The organism is Salinigranum salinum (assembly GCF_009176545.1).
GTDB lineage: Archaea > Halobacteriota > Halobacteria > Halobacteriales > Haloferacaceae > Salinigranum > Salinigranum salinum.
The window spans coordinates 1519415-1538291 of the sequence record NZ_VTOJ01000002.1 but is presented as its reverse complement, the minus strand read 5'-3'; the positions used below and the strand labels follow the sequence as shown (position 1 = coordinate 1538291).

Here is an 18877-nt window from a genome sequence, read left to right as displayed (position 1 = left end):
CTCTCCAGACCGGTCAGCGTCCGAACTTCCGGACGACTCACTTCTGTTCGTCCTCCGACGTTCCCGCGCTTCACTGCCGCTCAGCGCCCGAATCGCCGTCGAGCACGCTCGACGTGCTTCGGTCTATCGCCCGAACCGTCTGTTCCGGTTCTGATAGTCCAAGACGGCCCGGAGGTAGTCCCGTTTGCGGAAGTCGCGCCAGTTGACGTCGGTGAAGTACAGCTCCGAGTAGACCGACTGCCAGATCATGAAGTCAGAGAGGCGCTCGGCACCGGTCTTGATCACGAGATCGGGTTCTTCGCGGAACACGAGCCGGTCCTCGATGTCGGTCTCGTCGATCTCCTCGACCAGGTCGGGACCGACCTCGTGGTTCTCGACCGTCTCGGCGAGCGCCCGGACCGCCTCGGCGAACTCGTGCTTCCCGCCGAGGCCGACGCTCACTTGGATCGGCTCGGTCGCCGGCTCCGTGTCGCCCGGCTGCCGGACGGCCAGCGGCCGCGGGGCGTCGACCTCGCGGAGTTCGCGTTCGAGCGTCGGCACGACCGCCTCGTCGAGGACACTCACCGAGATGGTGACGCGCTCGGCACCGTACTCGAACGCCCACCGGAGGAACCGCTCGAGCGTCGCGTACGCCCCCTGTTCGAGCAGATCCCGTTCGGTGATGACGACGGCGACGTGTGCCGGTGGCTCCTCGGGGTGGAGGCGGTGGCGGACGGCGAGATACCGATCGTACACACCCACGCCGGTCGTTCAGTGTCGATCACCTAAACCACACCGCTCCGTCCCCATCGGCACGCGGTAGTCGGAGCACGCTCCGGTCGACGGCGGCTCCGACCGCGTGCGTCGACGCCTCGGCCCGTCCCTCGACCGCCTCGCAGTCCGGCGATCCCGCTGACGCCCGTGTCGGGACCGTTAAGTGTGCGTCGGGGGTACCGAACTCTGTGACCTCGACGCTCCGGCGGGCAGGCGGCTTCGCCGCCGTGGGCACGCTCTCGCTGGCTGCCCCGGCGCTCGGTGTGGCCGCCGCTGCACCCTTCGCGGCCATCGCCGTGCTCGCCGCCTTCGTCATCACCGACGGGCCGGTGTTCGAGCTGTTCGCCCGTCCCGGCGACCGCGAGGAGGGGCGGCTCAACGGCCTCGCGAGCTTCGCGCTCGCCGCGACCGGCCTCGCGCTCCTCGCGACGGTCCCGCGGACGCCCATGCCCGTCGGCCTCTTCGTGTCGACCGTTGTGGTCGTCGCCTACGGGAACCTCGGCGCGCAGTTCGTGACGACGCGGTCGACGCCGCTCGACGACTCGCTCGCACCTGTCGTCGGCTTCGTCACACTCGGCTTCCTTGCGGGCGTGGCCGGACAGATCGTCGTCGCGCTCGCGGCCGCCACCGCCGTCTCCCTCCCGGCGTTCGCGTTCGTCGCCGCCACGGCGACGCTCGTCGCCGCGCTCGTCCGCTCCGCACTGCACGAGCGCGACGACCCCGTCGTGGTGCTCTCGGCCGGCATCCTCGTCTGGCTGTTCGACGCGCTCGCCCTGCGGGTCGGTGCCGTCGAGATCGGCGTCGCGATCGCCGTGACCGTCGTGCTCGGTTACGCCTCCTACGCGCTCGGCACCGCCTCCGTCACCGGGATGCTCACCGGGGGGCTCTTCGGTCTCCTCACCATCGTCCTCGGCGGATTCGGCTGGTTCGTCGTCCTCACCTCCTTCTTCGCGATCGGCGGCCTCTCGACGAAGTTCCGCTACGAGGAGAAACGCGCCCGCGGTGTCGCCGAGGACAACGACGGGGCTCGTGGCTCGTCGAACGTGCTGGGCAACGCCGTCGTCGCGTTCGTCGCCGTCGTCGGCTTCGCCGCGTCGCTCCGGCTCGCGACGCCGCTCCCGGTCGACACCGCGTTCGGCTTCGCCTTCGCCGGCTCGGTCGCCGCGGCGATGAGCGACACGCTCTCCTCGGAGATCGGCGGCCTCTACGACCGCCCCAGACTCATCACGACGTTCCAGCCCGTCCCGCCCGGCACCGACGGCGGCGTCACCTGGCAGGGCGAGGTGGCCGGCGTCGTCGGCGCGGTGCTCGTGGCCGGCCTCGCGCTCCTCCTGATGCCGCTGTCGGGCCCCGTCGCGTTCGTCGTCGTCATCGTCGTCGTCGGTGGGGTCGCCGGGATGACGGTCGACAGCGTCCTCGGAGCGACGCTCGAGGGCGACCGCATCGGCAACGAGGCCGTCAACCTCCTCGCGACGCTCACGGGCGCGCTCGTCAGCGGCGGCGTGGCGCTCGCCGTCCTCCCGGGTTGATGCCGCCGACGGACTCGGACGCCCCGCGCGTCCGTCGTGCGGCCCCCGCCGACGTTGCCGCGATCCGTTCGCTTCAGGCGCACCTCGACGACCCCGCACCGGCGCTGCTCGACGCGGCGCTCTCGGGCGCGCTGGGTGAGCTGCTCGTCGCCGTCGGCCGCGACGAGGGCGGTCCCGTCGGCTACCTGCTCGCGGTCGACGGTGGGCCGGCGGACCTCGCACCGCCGCTCCCCCGCGACGACCCCACGACGCACGTCGCCGAACTCGTCGTCGCCCCCGCGGCGCGGCGGCAGGGACACGCGTCGGCGCTCCTCGCGACGCTCCTCGGCGGCCGACCCGGTGTGACCGTGACGCTCACCGTCGCCCGCGACAACGCGGCGGCGCGGTCGCTGTACGAGCGGTTCGGCTTCGAGATCGAGCGGGAGCTCCCGGGCTTCTTCGACGGTCGCCCGGGACTGTTACTCGCCCGCCGGCCGCGGACCGAGTAGCTGTTCGACGGTCCGGATCCGGACGCTCACGGGCCGCTTGACGAACTCCCCGACCGAGCGCCCGACGACGTGCTCGGTCCCCCGCTGGGCGGCCACGTCGACGAGCCGTTGCGTCACCTCTCCGTCGACGAACAGGGCGTACGGCACCTCGTCGGCCGTCTTCAGGAGCTCGAACGCCTCCGACGCCTCCCCCGAGGCGACTTCCCGGAAGGAGTCGTCCGTGAGACGGACCTCGCCGGTCTCTTCGGCGATGACGTCGCGGGCGACCCCCCGGAGCGTCCCGACGGCACCGTCGTCCTCCTCGCCCGATCCGTCGATGTCCTCCTCGCCCGACGTGTCGCTCTCCGCGTCGGCGTTCTCGTCGTCCGCCGTCTCACTCGCCACGTCCGCGTCCTCTCCGCTCGACGTCCCGTCCGGGCCGGTCCCGTCGGCAGCGTCTTCTGCGTCCGCCGTGTCGGTGGAGCGGTCGGCTCCCTCGGGACCGTCCGGCGTCACCGTCCCCGTCGCGCCGGTGGAGACGGTCCCGTCCGGTGCCGCCGTTCCCGCGCCGTCGGTCTCGGCGACGGCGGTCGTCCCGTCACCCTCTCCGGTGTCGGTCTCCGTGTCGGTGGTCTCCGTCGCCGTCCGTGTGCCGCCGGTCGTGCCGGTGTCGTCCGTCCCGGCGGCCGCGTCAGTCTCGTCGGTTTCGTCGGCCGCGTCGGCCTCGCTGGCGTCACCGAGCGGTTTCGCCCGGATCGCCGCGGCCGTCGTCTCCGCGTCGACGCCCGTCCTGGTCCCGTCGTCGCCCGTGGCGAACGTCTCGTACGGGACCTTGTCGCGGAGGGCCGACATCACGGTCGACCGGCCCAGGTCCTCGACGGACTGTGACTCCGGTGCGAACGCGACGTAGTCGACGTCGCCGACCTGAGCGAGTTCGCGCAGGATGAGTTCGCCCCCGCGGTCGCCGTCGAGGAAGGTCGTCACGGTGCGCTCTTGCGTGAGCGTCGCGATGGCGTCGGGGACGTTCGTCCCCTCGACGGCGACGGCGTTCTTGATGCCGTACTTCAGGAGCGTGAGGACGTCCGCCCGCCCCTCCACGACGATGATGGCGTCCGACTCCGCGACGTGAGGGCCTGCGGGGAGACCCTCGTACTCGGTGATGTCCTCGACGCGGACGCTCTCGCGGACCTCGTCGAGGATCTCCGTGGAGGTCATGATGCTCTCGTCGAACGACTCCGCGAGCAGTTCCTTCGCGCGCTCGACTACTTCGCGGCGTTTGGCCTCGCGGACGTCTTCGATCTCCGTGACCCTGACTTCGGACCGACACGGGCCGACCCGGGTTATCGTCTCCAGCGAGGCCGCGAGGATCGACGTCTCGACTCGATCGAGGCTCGACGCGATGGTGACGTGACCGAACGACTGCCCACCCTCGGAGTCGATCTCGACGTCGATCCGCCCGACCTTCGACGACTGCTGGAGGTCTCTGAGGTCGAGCTCGTCGCCGAGTAGTCCTTCCGTCTGTCCGAAGATGGCGCCGACCACGTCGCTCCGTTCGACGACGCCGTCGGCCGTGATCGCCGCGTGAATGAGGTATTTTGCTGTGTCGTCCATGGCTGGTGTCTCGTGCGCATAGCTGGTGCCCCCGGTCCGGAGGCGGTGATGGTGATGATGGTGATGATGACGCCGTGGGCGAATCCACGACTGAGTCGTCTCTAGCGCTCCAGCGTGGAAATACCTATCGCGATCCTGATGGCTCGTTCCGCAGCCACGCCACGGCGTCGCGAACCGATTTCTCCGGGTCTGCGGGCGCATCGTGTTCGAATACGAGCCACTCGACTCCTGCCCGCTCGGCCGCACGCCGACAGCCACGGAGGTCGACGTCGCCCGCCCCGAGGTCGACAGGGTGACCGCCCCGTGGTGCCGCCGGATCGACCTGCACGTCCTTCAGGTGGACGACGGGGAGGCGGTCGCCCAGACGCTCGATCAGCGCGACCGGATCGACGCCTGCCGCAGTCGCCCACCCGACGTCGAGCTCGAACCCGAGATGGGTCGTCGCGTCGACGAGCCGACCGTACGGGGTTCCGTCGATTCCGGCGGCTTCACGGTCGCTGCTCGCGTCGTCGCCGTCGTCGGTCCGGCCGTGCCCGCCGCTCCCGTCGTCGTCACCGGCTCCGTCCCCGTCGCGGCTTCCCGTCGACCCGTTCCCGCCCGCGAACTCGAACTCGTGGTTGTGGTAGAGCAGCCGGCCGCCCAGATCCGTGACGTCGGCCGCGAGGTCGTCCAGTCGCGCTGCCGTCTCCGCCACGCGATCGGACGCGAAGGCGGTCTCGTCGAGGCTCGGCACGACCAGCGTCTCGGTTCCGTTCGCCCGACACCGGTCGAGTGCTACGGCCGGATCGGCCTTGATGTCGGCGACCGGTACGTGAGCGGCGACGACCGACAGATCCCCGGCGTCGACGGGATCGAGCCCGACGAGTTCGACGCCGTCGACGCCCGTCGACGTCACGATGTCGAGACGGTCGTCGGGCGGGAGCGAACGGAGGGTGTAGAGCTGCACACCGTACTGCATACACCGGTAGTCGTGTGGCGGCGACAAAAATCCGGACCCACCGTCGACCGTCCACGCGTTCGTCGTGGCTGTCACGCACCGCAGTCGACCGTCCACGCGTTCGTCGTGGTTGTCACGCACCACAGTCGACCGTCCACGCGTTCGTCGTGGCTATCCACACACTCACCGAGGCCGTCCACGCAGTCGCCGAGACCGTCCCGGGTTGCCCTCGTGACGACGACCGTCTCTCACCGACCCCTATTGAAGAAAATTAGTCTTCAATACCTTAATACGAAGTAGAAATAACAATCTTTAGGTGCGACTGTCGATTATCATTCGCGTATGAGCCGACAACGAACGGATTATATCTGGATACCCGTCTTCGCCCTGCTCGTGATCGGGGCGATCCCGTGGTTCCTGTGGGGCGATGCGACGGTCGTCGCCGGCCTCCCGTTGTGGCTGTGGTGGCACATCGGCTGGATGGCGCTCGCGGCGGGCGCGTTCGCGCTGTTCACCCGCGGGGCGTGGGACCGCGGGATGGGGGTGAAGCATGGCTGATCTCGGACTGTCGCTGGGGATCGTCGGCGCGTACCTCCTCGTCGCGCTCGCCGTCGGCCTGCTCGCCTACCGGCTGACGAGCAACGAGGCTGAGGACTACTACCTCGCCTCCCGGTCGATGGGGACGGTCGTGCTCCTGTTCACGACGTTCGCGACCCTGCTGTCGGCGTTCACCTTCTTCGGTGGGCCGAACCTCGCGTACGCCGCGGGCCCCGAGTGGATCCTCGTGATGGGGCTGATGGACGGCGTGCTGTTCGCCATCCTCTGGTACGTCGTCGGCTACAAGCAGTGGCTCGTCGGTCGACGGTTCGGCTACGTGACGCTCGGGGAGATGCTGGGGGACCGGTTCGGCTCGCCGCTGCTGCGCGCGCTCGTCGCCGTGGTCTCGCTGTTCTGGCTCTTCCCCTACGTCATGCTCCAGCAGGTCGGTGGCGGGCAGGCGCTCGTCGGCCTCACCGACGGGGCGGTCCCGTACTGGGCCGGCGCGGCGCTCATCACCGTGTTCATGATCGTCTACGTCGTCGTCGCCGGGCTGCGTGGCGTGGCGTGGACCGACACGCTCCAGGGCGTGTTCATGCTCGGCATCGTCTGGGTCGCGGCGGCGTGGATCGTCTCCAGCGCGGGCGGGCTCGCCGCGATCGGCGACCAGCTCGCGACGGCGAAGCCCGAGTTCGTCTCGCTCGGCGGCGGCCTCTACTCGGCGCAGTGGATGATCTCGACCGCCGTGACCATCGCCTTCGGCGTGACGATGTTCCCGCAGATCAACCAGCGCTTCTTCGTCGCGAAGGACGACCGCGTGTTGAAGCGCTCGTTCGCGCTCTGGCCCGTGCTCGTCCTCCTCCTGTTCGTCCCCGCGTTCCTCCTGGGGACGTGGGCCGCCGGCCTCGGCGTCGCGGTCCCCGAGGGAGGCAACGTCGTCCCCGCGCTCCTGAACGAGTACACGCCCGTCTGGTTCGCGGCGCTCGTCATCGCGGGCGCGATGGCCGCGATGATGTCCTCCTCGGACTCGATGCTCCTGTCGGGGTCGTCGTACCTCACCCGTGACCTCTACCGACCCCTGGTGAACCCCTCGGCCTCGGCGTCGGAGGAGGGGTGGGTCGCCCGCGCCGGCGTCGTCGTCTTCGCGCTGGCCACGTTCGTCGCCTCGCTGTTCGTCGCCGGCGGCGGTGGGGGTGGTCTGGACGTCCTCGTCAGCATCGGCGACACCGCCTTCGGCGGTTACGCCCAGCTCGCACTTCCGGTGATGGCCGCGCTCTACTGGGCGCGGATCACTCGTCTCGGGATGATCGTCGGGATCGTCGGTTCGCAGGTGTTCTACCTCGCGCACGTGCTGCCGCTCCCGTTCCTCTCGCTCCCGTCGACCTACCTCGGCTGGGACTTCGCGCTCTACGGCATGGCGCTCTCGCTGCTGTTGACCGTCGGTGTCTCGCTCGTCACCACCGCCGCGCCGGGGGAGAACGCGACGCGGTTCACCGACAGCGAATCGCTCCGGGCCGACTGAGTCGTCACCCGACTCCCTCGCCGCTCGCGTCCGGTCCAGCCGGCAGGTAGAAGCGCCCACCCGTCGTGCACGTCCCATGGCGATGATCCCCGAGGACATCCACGACCTGTTCGAGAAGGCTACGTTCGCGCACTTCGCGACGATGACCCCGACGGGGTATCCCCACGTCACGCCCGTCTGGGTCGACTACGACCCGGAGACGAACCGCCTGATGGTGAACACCGAGCGCGAGCGGCGCAAGACGAAGAACGTCGAGGCCAACCCCAAGGTGGGAGTCAGCATGGTCGATCCGGACAACCCCTACCGGTTCCTCTCGGTGTTCGGCGACGTCGACCAGATCACGACCGAGGGTGCCCGCGAGCAGATCGACGAACTGACGAGGCGGTACATGGGCGAGGACGAGTATCCGAACCCCATCCAGAGCGAGCGCGTCATCCTCGAGATCCGACCCGAGCGCGTCTTCAGCAGCGCCTGACGCCGGTCGGCTCCGAACACCCGCCCGAATCGTGGGACGAATCGCACGCGTGTTCGGCGAGATCCCTATTCCGTTCGAAGCGCGTTCGAAGTGCATTTGCCCGTCGGGCCGTAGTAAGGGACATGAACGAACCGGGCTTCTCCGCGCTCCTCGATCAGGAGACGCTCGCTCGCCGCGTGTCCAGCGGCGAGGCCCCCGACTGGGTCACCGCGCACTGGACCTCCTTCCGGGAGGGACTGCTGGGCGAGCGCAACGGGTCGCCCTTCCCGTGTTTCTTCGGGGTCGAGTCGGTCGAGAAGGGGTGGCCGCTCTACACCACGGTGTCGTCGACCACGGACAAGGACGCCCTCCTCACCTTCCGCGACACGCTCCTCGAGTATCTCGCCGTCTCCGACGACCACGCGCCCAAGTCGTCGTTCGTCGTCTTCTTCCGGCCCGACGGAGCCACGACCGAACGCGACTACCACGAACGGCTCTGGCACGTCCTGCAGTTCCTCCACGTTCACGACCCCGACCCGTGGCCTGACGACATCCCGACCGACCCGGACGACGCCTACTGGGAGTTCTGCTTCGGCGGCGAACCGATCTTCCCCACCTGCAGAGCGCCCTTCTACGACGAGCGCCGGAGCCGGTACTGCCCCGTCGGACTGGAGATCACGTTCCAGCCGCGGCGGCTGTTCGACGGCATCACCCACGACACTGAGGCGGGAGCGAGCGCCCGCGAGGTGATCCACGACAGGCTGGAGGCGTACGACGGCGTCTGCCCCCACGCCGACCTCGGCGACTGGGGCGTCGCGGGCGACCGCGAGTGGGTCCAGTACATGCTCTCGGCCGACGAGTCGCAGTTCCCCGACGCGTGTCCGCTCCGGATCAGCCGCGACCATCCCAAGGCGGTCGACTCGCCGTTTGATCCCGGTCCGGCGGTCGGCGTCGGAGCGGACTGAGTCGTCTCCATGACAGACTTCTCGCTCCCTACCGACGCCGCCCTGCTCCTCGTCGACCTCCAGACGGGCTTCGACGACCCCCGCTGGGGCGAGCGGAACAACCCCGAGGCCGAGGCCCACGCCGCACGGCTCCTCGACGCCTGGCGCTCGCGGGGGATGCCCGTCGTCCACGTCCGACACGACTCGACAGAGGAGGACTCGCCGCTACGCGGCGACCGTCCGGGCTTCGCGTGGATGCCCGATTTCGAGCCACGCGAGGGCGAACAGAGGTACGAGAAACGCGTCAACAGTGCCTTCGTCGGGACCGGCCTCGAACAGTGGCTCCGCGAGCAGGGGTACGAGACGCTCGTCGTCGTCGGCCTCACGACGGATCACTGCGTGTCGACGACGACCCGGATGGCCGAGAACCTCGGCTTCTCGTCCGTGGTGGTTTCGGACGCGACAGCCACGTTCGACCGCGCGTTCGAGGGAGAGCAGTTCGACGCGGAGACGATCCACCGCACGGCGCTGGCACAGCTGTCGGGGGAGTTCGCGACCGTCGCGACGACCGACGCGGTGGTGGCGGCGCTGGCGGCACACGACTGAGGCGACGACCGGAGCGAGTGGCACGCGCTAGCCCGGTCCCGTCCCGAGCCCACACCGCTTGAGACAAAAGCGACCGAGCGAACCGGAGCGACTGACGGAGCGACAGAGCGGGGGAGGAACGTGGAACAGGGCCTCTCGTGACTCGATTCGGACCTCCTCGACACCCGTTCGGATCGCACACGACGAACGCGTCGACTGGTCGCCGTCTCCGACAGCCCTCGCGGAGTCGCGGTCGCCGTCGGTCCGTGGCCGATCGAGACCGTCGTCTCTCCGCACGACACAGCCAGCAGAACGGAACGAGTCGCGCAGTTCGGTGTTCGTGTCCGGTCACACGCGAGAGAACCGGGGCCGATCCCCGGTTCCGAGCTCGGCACCACTTGTTCGGTCGTCGTCGGGGTACGCCCCTGGGCCGAACAGCCCGACACCGAGCATCCACCCGAACGGAGTTGCCTGCCCGTCCGACGCCCGACCACCACCCCGACCGGATTAGAGGGTCGTCGTCACCCCGGCTGCCACCGCTCCCCGGCGTTCGGATCGCTCCGTCCCGCGCGCCGGGTCGACACGCCTTCGACGGTGACGACGATGACGACGACGATGATATAGTTTCTCCTCTATTATCGATTTGAATATCTGAGGTCCTTCGTAACTCCCTTCCTCGTTCAGACACCATCTACAGATCAGATCGGCGTTCGAGTGGCAGAGAGCGTCGAAATACGGTACTGATACGTTACCGCGCACATGATTTCTGAATACGACGTCCCGGATGTCGAGATAAATATTAAATTGGATTCTTCTGATGGGGCCCGGACTGACGACGGTCGGCCCCTGTCCGCGGAACTCGACCAGGTTGTCGCACGTGGCGAGCACGAAGACGCGGACGAAGAACGGGAGCCCACCGTTCGATCTCGACATCCGGCACCGAGTGTCGACGCGCCTCCTCGCGCCGAGCGTGTTCTCGACGGCACCTCCCGCGTAGTCGAGCGGGACGTCACGTGACGGGATTCATAATCACCCCGACGAACGGTAGCGTATGCAGACGCACATCGTCCCGGTCGGCTTCGACTACGACCGGCTCATCGCGCCGCTCATCCGGGACCAGTTCGACGTCGACCGCGTCGTGCTCCTCGAGGGGGCGGTGGGGAGCGAGGCCAACGTCGAGTACTCGCGTCACCTCTCGAAGAAGCTCGAGAAGGACTTCAAGAACCTCCTCGGTGCCGAAACCGTGCGGGTGATCGTCGACGACGTCTACGACTACGACGCCGCCTTCGAGCAGGCGTACGACCTCATCAACACCGAACTCGACTCTGGTGGGGAGGTGTGGGTGAACGTCAGCGCCATGCCCCGCCCCGTCTCCTTCGCCTTCGCGACCGCGGCCCACTCGATCATGGTCGAACGCCAGGAGGACCGCGACCGGATCCACACCTACTACACGGCGCCCGAGAAGTATCTCGAGACCGAACTCGCCGAGGAACTCCGCGCGGGCCGCGACCTCCTCGCCGACCTGCTCGAGGCTGCGACGGCGGGCGACGGGGACGCCGCCGGCCACGACGCCGGACTCGCCCCCGGCGTCGACCGCGACCGCCTCGAGGAGCGGCTCGACGCCGCCTCGAACCTCCTCGAGGAGTTCGACGAGCGCGGCACGACCATCGGCGCCAAGCGCATCGGCTCGAACCACATCGTCGAACTGCCCGTCGCCTCCTTCTCGAACGTCAAGCCGTTCGAGGAGGTCATCCTCTTCGAGCTCGGCGAGCACGGCGAGTTCGAGTCGGTCTCGGAACTCGCGGAGGCTCTCTCCAAAGAGCTCAACGAGGAGTACACGGACTCGTTTCGGTCGAAGGTCATCTACAACGTCGACCGGCTCGGCCCCGGCGGGAAAGGCTACATCGAGCAGGAAGAACACGGCAAGTCCTACCGAACCAGGCTGTCGCGCATCGGCGAACTCTGGGTGCGGGCGCACGCGGATCGGGAGTGAGAACCAGACAGTCCACGTTTCGGAACGTATCCGTCGCCGCGAACAACCGTTTTCTGCCTGTCAATTGTATGAACAGATCATGGCAAACGGCACACCACTGTCGATCTGAACCTGATCGACGTCTTCGGTTACCTCGTTCCTGGGGCTCTCCTCGTCGCGGGAGTCGTGGCCGCAGTCGATGTCGAAACGAGCCTCCTCGCCACGGCGTCGCTCGTCGACCTCACGCTCGTCGGGATGTTCGCGTTCGTCGTCGGCATGGTGCTGTCCGGCCTCGAAGAGCAGTCGTGATTCGTGGGTGTACGGACGCGGTTTCGGACGCTCCTCTCGACGGCTGGCCTCGACACGGTGTTCAGCCCGCACGTCCTCCGCTCTATGGACGCCGCGTACGAGGGACACTCATTCCCGCAGGACCTGTTCGAGGCACAGAGGCGCGAGTCGCCATCGTCGACCCGAAGCCCGACGACACCGCTGGGGTTGCTCGACCGGTTCCGGGCCTCCGGCGAGCGCGACGTCGCCGGGCAACCGGAGGGGGCAGTCGATCCCGAGTACTTCGATCACGAGGTGTTGACCCTCTGCCGACGGGAGTTCGGGCTGCCGGGTCGCCTGTCGCGACGGAGCTACCACACGGTGTGGCTGTCGGTGCTGTCGTATCTGGAGACGACGGCGCACTCGCGAGCGTTTCGGATGCAGGCACTGTTCGAGTTCTCCAAGAACATGTTGATCGTCTCCGAACTGCTGTCGGTGTACTACCTGGTGCTCCTCGCGACCGGCGGGCTGAATCGGGCGCTCGGAGTCGTCCTCGACGTGTTTCCCGTCCCGGTTCCGGTCCGGACTCTCCCGGTGCTCGTCGGACTGGTGTTCGTCTCGGTCGCGTTCATGGACGTCTTCGCCCGTCTCTCTACGCGTTTCCTCTCACAGTGGCACCTGTACTCGAAGATGGAGTTCTACGTCGACCGAACCCTGAACGGCTGACCTCCCGTCCCGACTCAGAACCCGAGACCGACCGGCTCGCCGGGTTCGAGCGGGCTCGTTGGGAGGTCTTCGGGGACTTCCGGATCGTTGTAGACGCCCGGAGCGACGTCGTTCGGGCCGTCGGGGTAGAACAGCGACGCCAGCGCCTGGATCTGTCCACGGCCGACGTCGAGCTCGAACTGCCCGCCGCCGTACAGCTGCACCCCGTGGTCGTCGGCGTACGCGAGCGTCTCGAACAGCGACTCGACCGTGCCGAACCGCGACGGTTTGACGTTCAGCCACCGCGGCGGGAAGGGCAGTTCTCCGATGGAGTCCACGCCCGTGATGGGGACGTCCCACGAGATCCGATCACGGTTGGCCGCGACGAGCGCCTCCGTCTCGGGTACGAGCGCCGGATCCTCCACGACCGCGTCGGGGAACCCCTCGAAGACGAGTTCGTACAGTGCCGCGTCCGGCTCCTGATCGACCTCGGTCCCCTTGTACTGGCCCTTGATGTCGAGGATCCTGACCGCGCCGGTCGCCGCGAGGTCGTCGACGATCTCGGCCGTCCACTCGGCCGTCGGATCGAGTTTGAACTCGGCGTCGGGGACACGGTCGAGGAGCGTCTCGACGCGCGCTGTCGACGGTGGATCGCCCAGCCGGGTGGAGGCGACGAACCGGACCGGGTCGTACGTCCGCCCGAGCACGGAGCCGAGGCTCTCACCGGCCTGTCGGAGCGCGAGATCCAGTCCCGCCGACTCCAGTCCCCACCGGCGGTAGTGGTGGGCCGTGTCTCGCTCCGGCTCCTTCCCCGGGAAGAGGTCGATCTCGTCGAGTCGCGCCGAGAACTCGGTGAACGTGTACTCGCCGGCGAGGTCGTACGCCTCGTCCGTGTCGGACCCACCCCACCCCTCGGCGAGGGCGTCGTGGTCCTCCGTGTCGTAGGTGACGTCCTCGCCGCGACCCGTCTCGCCGTCGCCGGAGAGGGCGAACGTGGTCGATTTGCGGACGAAGCCGCTGGAGGTGTCGCGTTCCTGCTGCGTGATGTCGACGCTGTCGATGGTGAGGGGCAGGTCGGCGACGTGCGAGAACTCGGAGTCCATACCAGTGGTATCACCGGTGCGGACATAAACCGTCAGGTGACCGGTGGGGTACCACGACGAAGGACGACCAGTCACGACCGACCGCTCACCGTGCGGGTACGACGGCCGTCGGACGCCTCCACTCAGCTGAACTCGCTCAGCGTCCGCTGGGTCTCCCTGCGGACTTCGCCCGAAAACGTCCCCAGCAGTACGGGTCTCACGGTCGAACCGTCGCCCGAGTGCCGTGTCACGCTGGGTCGACGCGAGTGCTAACCACCGAACGGCGTGCCTCCAGGCCTCGCGGTCACGCCGGCTACTGCACCGCTTCGAGCTGTTTCACCCGCGTCGACAGCGCGAGGAACGTCGCGGCGAGCGTCAGCACGACTGCCCCGGCGGCGGCGAGTTCGTGTGCCGGACTGACGTGCTGGACGACGCCGTCGACGATGGGTTCGGCGGGAATGAGGGTGTGGTGTGGCCCTCCAACGAGGGGGACGAAGTAGTCGACGAGGTCGTTGAAGCCGTACCAGACGACGGCGACGAGCACCGCCCGGATCGGGAAGCCCGAGAAGCGGTGGATGACGAACGCCTCGACCACCATCGCGAGGTGGCTCCAGAAGAGGAAGTTGTACATCGCCGGGTGGAGATAGGAGAAGTCCTCCCTGAACGCGAGGAGCACGAACGGCGTCCACGCGCCGAGTTTGAGACAGCCGAAGAAGGCGAGGGCGTTGAGGTACTCGTTGGACCGGCCGAGATACCACGCGCCGAACGCGAGCGCGATGAACAGCGTCGCGACGGGCGAGTCGGGGACGAACGGCCACATCACGACGGGTTCGATGGAGAACTGGAAGCCGTAGTACCAGAAGCCGAACGCGGTTCCGACGAGGTTCGTGACGACGACGAGGGGGACGAGGTTGAGCCCGAGATTCTCGATCGGCCGGGGGAGCGGAGCGAGCCACCGGGGGAGATCGGACGCACCGGGGAGGCCGTCGCCGTCGAACAGTTCCGAGAGGCGACGTCGAGCCGTGGCCATACTCCCCGAAAGGAAGGGGGTGACAAAGCGATGGCGGTCCCGTGCGGGTGCGGCGCAGCCGTCGACGGCTGCCCGCGTGAGCGAACGGACGGCACGACCACAGCCGAGTCGGTGAACGGTGTGCCGTCGCGTCGCGAACCGCCCACCGGATGTCGGTCAGGTCACGAGCCGGTGTGGCCGCTCGATCGCATATAAAACTACGTCCGAACCGGCGAGTCGGCGGGCAGTCGTCTCACCGGTCTCGACGGCCTGAAAGCACCGCTTGACTGCGTCCGTTCGAAGCCCGAAAGCACGGCTTAAGTGCGTCCGGTCCAAGGGTCGCGTATGGCTGAAGAGACCGACCTGGCGGAACTCCGACGGGGCACCGATCTCGTCAAGCGCGGGTTCGCGCAGATGCAGAAGGGCGGCGTCATCATGGACGTGGTGAACGCCGAACAGGCTCGCATCGCCGAGGAGGCCGGCGCGGTCGCGGTCATGGCCCTGGAGGCGGTCCCCGCCGACATCCGCAAACGGGGCGGCGTCTCGCGGATGCCCGACCCGGAGAAAGTGTCGGAGATCATCGATTCGGTTTCGATCCCGGTCATGGGCAAGGCCCGGATCGGCCACTACACCGAGGCGCAGATCCTCGAGGCGCTCGGCGTCGACATGGTCGACGAGAGCGAAGTCCTGACGCCCGCGGACAACGAGTACCACATCGACAAGCGAGACTTCACCGCGCCGTTCGTCTGCGGCGCACGCGACCTCCCCGAAGCGCTGCGCCGCATCGACGAGGGCGCGGCGATGATCCGAACCAAGGGCGAGGCCGGCACGGGCGACGTCAACCAGGCCGTCACCCACCAGCGCACGATCAAACACCAGATCCGCTCGGTCGTGGGGCTGCAGTACGACGAGCGCGAGAAGTGGGCCCGTGAGCACGAGGCACCCGCCGACCTCGTCCACGAGACCGCCGAGATGGGGCGGCTGCCCGTCGTGAACTTCGCCGCCGGCGGTATTGCTACTCCGGCCGACGCGGCGCTCATGATGTACCACGAGTGCGACGGCATCTTCGTCGGCTCCGGCATCTTCGGGGCGGAGAACCCCGAGGCGATGGGCCGCGCCATCGTCGAGGCGGTCAACAACTGGGACGATCCCGAGGCCCTGGCCGAGATCGCCACGAACATCGGGAAGGGCATGAAGGGCGAGTCGAACGTCGACATGCCCGAAGAGGAGAAACTGCAGGGTCGCGGGGTCTAGAGAGCCACTTTTCGTGGGCACCCGACGGCATCCGGTGGTCTCGAACCGCTCGACACGAGTTCGCATTCACGAACGAGGCGAGCGGCGGTTCGGAGACGAGCAGCGCGAAGCGTCCGGTGAACGAGAAGCCACGCCATCTCGCTCGCGTTCGCTCGGTCGGTCGCGGTCGGCTGCCAGTGACGGAACCCTTCTCCGTTGTCACTTCGTCCCTTCCTCCGCGAGCCGTTCGTTCCGCACCGCCCAGGGCTTGAGCAGGGCGTAGATCGCCTCCGTCATCGGTACGTCCACCTTCTCCTCGTCGCCCGCCCGCACCACCGCACCGTGTAACCCCTCCAGCTCCATCGGTTTGTCGTGCGTCAGGTCGTAGTGGAGCGACGAGTACGAGTCCGCCTCCAGGTCGGCGGCGAAGTCCATCCACCGGTCGACCGTGTCGCCGGGGAGGTCCACGCCGCGGGCGTCGGCGACCGCACACACCTCCTCGATCACCCGGCGGTACATCCTCCACGACTCGTCGATCTCCCGGACGTCGCCGAGCGGGAGTCGCGTCGTGGCCGTCAGCCCCGCCTGCGCACAGATGAACGCCGCCTTCTCCCAGATGTCGATCTCGATCGCCTCTGACAACTCGACCGCCAGTTCCGGTGCCCGCTCACAGGCCGCGAGGAGCCGCTCGGCGCGGTCGCTCCGACGGCCGTCCAGCTCACCGAAGACGATCTTCGTGGGCCCACCCGTGTGTTCGACGACCCCGGGCTCGGCGATGGTCGAGAAGATGTACGCGACGCCGCCCAGCACGCGGTCGCGCCCCACCGCGTCGGCGAGGACGTCCTCGTTGTCGACGCCGTTCTGGAGCGAGACGACACAGCCGTCGTCGCCCAGCAGTGGTGCGAGACGGGCGGCGATGTCGGCGGTGTCGAACGACTTCACGCAGCAGAGGACGACGTCGCAGGCGCCCACCTCGTCGGGGTCGTCCGTGGCGGGCAGGTCGACGTGGGCGTCGCCGGCGACGCTCCGGAGTTCCAGCCCGTGCTCCCGCAGTGCCCGGAGGTGGTCGCCACGCCCGATCAGGTGGACGTCGACGCCGGCCTGTGCGAGCCGTGCTCCGACGTAGCCCCCGACGCCGCCGGGTCCGTAGACGGCGACTCTCATCGGCTCTCTCCCACTGGTGGTCCGGTGTCCAGCACACTCGATGCCATGGTCGAGATACATCGGTGTCCGGCTTGACAGCATCGCCGCCCTGGGACGCTGTCGTCGCCCCCGGAGTGACAAGACACATACCACGGGGCGGCGAACGGCCCTGCGAAATGGGACTCTCACTCGCGGACTACTGGGACGAAATCGAACCGACGGCGCTCATCGTCGTGGGCTTCGTCCTCTTCGTCATCCCCGAACCGGCGACGTCTACCCTCGGAATCGGCCTCATGCTCCTCGGCATCGCGTGGTGGTTCTACCAGTGGGGCCGACCCTGACGGTCGACGGCCGCTCGACAAAGAAATTCAGGCGTGGTCGGCGGGCTATGCGCCTGCGGCGGAGACGACCGGGTTCGGCCTGTCACCGCCGTTGAGGATGCGGTCGACGATCTCACCGAAATCCGGTGCGTCGTCGTCCGTGGGTTCGTCCGACGGGTAGTGCGGGACGATCGGCATCCGTGACCACCCCGTTCTCCGGCTTTCGACTCCTGGCGAATAATAGTTGTCCCGGGAGCACTCGTCGCGTCCCGTCGGTGGCGAGGTTCTTCGGTCACGTTTTCGCGATCACCCTCGCACGAGCGAGGGGAGACGAGCGCCGAGCCCGAACTGGACCGCGACATCGGCTTCGTGGGTACGGCCACTCTCGGGGTCGGGACGATGAGTCTGCACTACCCTGCGAGCGCCGCGTTCTCCGTCGTCTCGTCACGAGTGCGGTTCGCGTCCGCCGTCTCCTCCGCCGGTACGTCGGCCCCCTCTCTGACCCGAATTCACTCTAGCAGTTCGGCGCCGCGGCCGATCTCCGTCTGGTAGGCCCGGGCGTCGACGCCCACGTCGGCGAAGGCGTCGACCATCGCACCGGCGACCGCCCGCCGGTCCGGCGCGTAACAGGCCGCGATGACCGAGGGGCCGGCACCCGACACCGTGACGCCCGTCGCCCCGGCGTCGAACGCCGCGGTCCGAACCTGCGTGTACCCCGAGATGAGGCTCGCTCGCGCGGGCGTGACGACCTCGTCGGTCATCCCCTCGCCGACGAGTTCCGGGTCGGATCGGCACATCCCGACGGTGAGCGTCGCGGCGTGACCCACGGTGTCTACCAGGTCGGTGAGGTCGGTCGTCGAGGGGACGACCCGGCGGGCGTCGCGGGTCGAGACGGCGATCTCGGGGAGGCAGGCGACCAGCGGAATGTCGGCGTCGACGGCAGTGATCTCCCCGTTCGAGGCGATGGTGAACCCGCCGAGGAGCGACGGCGCGACGTTGTCGGCGTGCGCCTCGCCGGAGACGACCGCCTCGCCCTCCGCCGCGATTGGGACGAGCTCCTTCTTCGTGAGCCCCCGGTCGTACAGCTCGTTCAGCCCGAGGGCCGCCGCCGCCGCGGAGGCCGCCGACGACCCCAGCCCGGAGGAGGGACGGACCCCCTTGTCGATCCGGATGTGGGCGGGCGCGTCCAGCGCCTCGGCGACCGCGCCGACAGTGTTGCCGTCGGGGTCGGTCGGGATGTACGTCGCGCCGGTCCCCGTCACCTCGATGGTCGTCTCGTCGGCCTTCTCGACGCGGACGACGTCGGCCGGGCGGTCGAGGGCGACGCCGAAGACGTCGAAGCCGCTCCCGAGGTTCGCGCTCGTCGCGGGAGCCCTGACCGTCAGCATGCCCCGCTGTTTACGAACGGCGAGTAAAAAGGTAGCGAAGGGCCAAAGCGCCCTGTCCGTCGGTTATTCGGTCGGGACGCACCCTCGCGGCGCGGCCCTCACTGCTCCACGCGGAACCCGATGTTCACTTTCGTCTTGTAGACGGGCGACCCACCCTCCTTGAGATCGAGCCACTGGTCCTCGACGACGGCCCACTGGAGGCTGTTGACGGTCGCCTCCGTGCGTTCGACCGCGGCCATTGCTGCCGCTTCCCACGAGTCCGTGCTGGTCGCCGTGATAGTGACCTCCTTGTCGACTGACATTGCATCGACATGTTGGTGACGATCCGTGTTAACTATTTGCACGAACTCTGACCGACGATCGAAGCGGTCAGTGCTGTCCGAACCGAACGGGAGAGTGGGTGTTCGTGGAGCCGGTCG

Annotated in this window: 21 protein-coding genes; 12 read left to right on the top strand and 9 right to left on the bottom strand. The window is 68.3% G+C overall.

Going from position 1 to position 18877, the window contains the following annotated elements; genetic code table 11:
- Positions 1-123: 123 nt before the first annotated feature.
- The gene (locus tag FZP69_RS18750) at positions 124-741 is read right to left on the bottom strand and encodes an undecaprenyl diphosphate synthase family protein (RefSeq protein ID WP_152042885.1); all 618 of its coding nucleotides are present in this window, start codon (positions 739-741) and stop codon (positions 124-126) included.
- Between the two features lie 200 nt (positions 742-941).
- On the opposite strand from FZP69_RS18750, the gene FZP69_RS18745 reads away from it, so the two are divergent.
- Positions 942-2282, top strand: a complete 1341-nt coding sequence (locus tag FZP69_RS18745) for a DUF92 domain-containing protein (RefSeq protein WP_152042884.1) — start codon at positions 942-944, stop codon at positions 2280-2282.
- Positions 2282-2770 (top strand): GNAT family N-acetyltransferase, encoded by a 489-nt coding sequence (locus FZP69_RS18740; RefSeq protein ID WP_152042883.1) that lies wholly within the window; start codon positions 2282-2284, stop codon positions 2768-2770. The genes FZP69_RS18745 and FZP69_RS18740 overlap by 1 nt, the downstream gene beginning before the upstream one ends.
- Here FZP69_RS18740 and dnaG read toward each other — a convergent pair.
- Positions 2741-4360: a DNA primase DnaG gene (dnaG, locus tag FZP69_RS18735; protein ID WP_152042882.1), complete on the bottom strand. Its 1620-nt coding sequence runs from the start codon at positions 4358-4360 to the stop codon at positions 2741-2743. The two genes, FZP69_RS18740 and dnaG, sit on opposite strands and share 30 nt — an antisense overlap.
- Before the next feature lie 124 nt (positions 4361-4484).
- The gene (locus tag FZP69_RS18730; protein ID WP_152042881.1) at positions 4485-5318 is read right to left on the bottom strand and encodes a sugar phosphate isomerase/epimerase family protein; all 834 of its coding nucleotides are present in this window, start codon (positions 5316-5318) and stop codon (positions 4485-4487) included.
- A 321-nt stretch (positions 5319-5639) separates the two neighbouring features.
- Here FZP69_RS18730 and FZP69_RS18725 point away from each other — a divergent pair, with 321 nt between their 5' ends.
- From FZP69_RS18725 to FZP69_RS18695, 8 genes are all read left to right on the top strand, one after another.
- The gene (locus tag FZP69_RS18725) at positions 5640-5855 is read left to right on the top strand and encodes a DUF3311 domain-containing protein (protein ID WP_152042880.1); all 216 of its coding nucleotides are present in this window, start codon (positions 5640-5642) and stop codon (positions 5853-5855) included.
- A complete protein-coding gene (locus FZP69_RS18720) occupies positions 5848-7356 on the top strand; it encodes a sodium:solute symporter family protein (RefSeq protein ID WP_152042879.1) in 1509 nt (502 codons plus the stop codon). The genes FZP69_RS18725 and FZP69_RS18720 overlap by 8 nt, the downstream gene beginning before the upstream one ends.
- Positions 7357-7432: 76 nt before the next feature.
- Positions 7433-7831 (top strand): pyridoxamine 5'-phosphate oxidase family protein, encoded by a 399-nt coding sequence (locus tag FZP69_RS18715; RefSeq protein ID WP_152042878.1) that lies wholly within the window; start codon positions 7433-7435, stop codon positions 7829-7831.
- A 122-nt stretch (positions 7832-7953) separates the two neighbouring features.
- Positions 7954-8775: a YqcI/YcgG family protein gene (locus FZP69_RS18710; RefSeq protein WP_152042877.1), complete on the top strand. Its 822-nt coding sequence runs from the start codon at positions 7954-7956 to the stop codon at positions 8773-8775.
- Positions 8776-8784: 9 nt separating this feature from the next.
- Complete coding sequence (locus FZP69_RS18705; RefSeq protein ID WP_152042876.1) at positions 8785-9360, top strand: cysteine hydrolase family protein; 576 nt, start codon at positions 8785-8787, stop codon at positions 9358-9360.
- Positions 9361-10390: 1030 nt separating this feature from the next.
- Positions 10391-11332 carry an HFX_2341 family transcriptional regulator gene (locus FZP69_RS18700; RefSeq protein WP_152042875.1) on the top strand — a complete coding sequence of 314 codons (942 nt, stop codon included), beginning with the start codon at positions 10391-10393 and terminating at the stop codon, positions 11330-11332.
- A 165-nt stretch (positions 11333-11497) separates the two neighbouring features.
- Positions 11498-11620 carry a hypothetical protein gene (locus FZP69_RS23310; RefSeq protein ID WP_275689380.1) on the top strand — a complete coding sequence of 41 codons (123 nt, stop codon included), beginning with the start codon at positions 11498-11500 and terminating at the stop codon, positions 11618-11620.
- Positions 11621-11623: 3 nt separating this feature from the next.
- The gene (locus FZP69_RS18695; protein WP_152042874.1) at positions 11624-12304 is read left to right on the top strand and encodes a hypothetical protein; all 681 of its coding nucleotides are present in this window, start codon (positions 11624-11626) and stop codon (positions 12302-12304) included.
- A gap of 14 nt (positions 12305-12318) precedes the next feature.
- Here FZP69_RS18695 and FZP69_RS18690 read toward each other — a convergent pair whose 3' ends face one another.
- On the bottom strand, positions 12319-13386 hold the full coding sequence (locus tag FZP69_RS18690) for a hypothetical protein (RefSeq protein ID WP_152042873.1): 1068 nt from the start codon (positions 13384-13386) through the stop codon (positions 12319-12321).
- A 292-nt stretch (positions 13387-13678) separates the two neighbouring features.
- Entirely contained in the window at positions 13679-14395 is a 717-nt protein-coding gene (locus FZP69_RS18685) for a DUF1405 domain-containing protein (RefSeq protein ID WP_152042872.1), read from the bottom strand.
- A gap of 324 nt (positions 14396-14719) precedes the next feature.
- On the opposite strand from FZP69_RS18685, the gene pdxS reads away from it, so the two are divergent.
- The gene (gene pdxS / locus FZP69_RS18680; RefSeq protein ID WP_152042871.1) at positions 14720-15628 is read left to right on the top strand and encodes a pyridoxal 5'-phosphate synthase lyase subunit PdxS; all 909 of its coding nucleotides are present in this window, start codon (positions 14720-14722) and stop codon (positions 15626-15628) included.
- Positions 15629-15826: 198 nt separating this feature from the next.
- On the opposite strand, the gene FZP69_RS18675 is transcribed toward pdxS, so the two are convergent.
- Positions 15827-16771 carry a ketopantoate reductase family protein gene (locus FZP69_RS18675; RefSeq protein WP_152042870.1) on the bottom strand — a complete coding sequence of 315 codons (945 nt, stop codon included), beginning with the start codon at positions 16769-16771 and terminating at the stop codon, positions 15827-15829.
- Between the two features lie 155 nt (positions 16772-16926).
- On the opposite strand from FZP69_RS18675, the gene FZP69_RS22755 reads away from it, so the two are divergent.
- Positions 16927-17091, top strand: coding sequence for a hypothetical protein (locus FZP69_RS22755; protein ID WP_192918649.1), 165 nt, complete (start codon positions 16927-16929; stop codon positions 17089-17091).
- 45 nt (positions 17092-17136) lie between these two features.
- Here the strand turns inward: FZP69_RS22755 and FZP69_RS23305 are convergent, their stop codons facing one another.
- The 3 genes from FZP69_RS23305 to FZP69_RS18665 all read right to left on the bottom strand — a co-directional run bounded on the left by FZP69_RS23305 (position 17137) and on the right by FZP69_RS18665 (position 18760).
- Positions 17137-17268, bottom strand: a complete 132-nt coding sequence (locus FZP69_RS23305) for a hypothetical protein (RefSeq protein ID WP_275689379.1) — start codon at positions 17266-17268, stop codon at positions 17137-17139.
- Between the two features lie 311 nt (positions 17269-17579).
- Positions 17580-18458: a homoserine kinase gene (locus FZP69_RS18670; protein ID WP_152042869.1), complete on the bottom strand. Its 879-nt coding sequence runs from the start codon at positions 18456-18458 to the stop codon at positions 17580-17582.
- A gap of 98 nt (positions 18459-18556) precedes the next feature.
- A complete protein-coding gene (locus FZP69_RS18665) occupies positions 18557-18760 on the bottom strand; it encodes a dodecin family protein (RefSeq protein WP_152042868.1) in 204 nt (67 codons plus the stop codon).
- Positions 18761-18877: the final 117 nt, after the last annotated feature.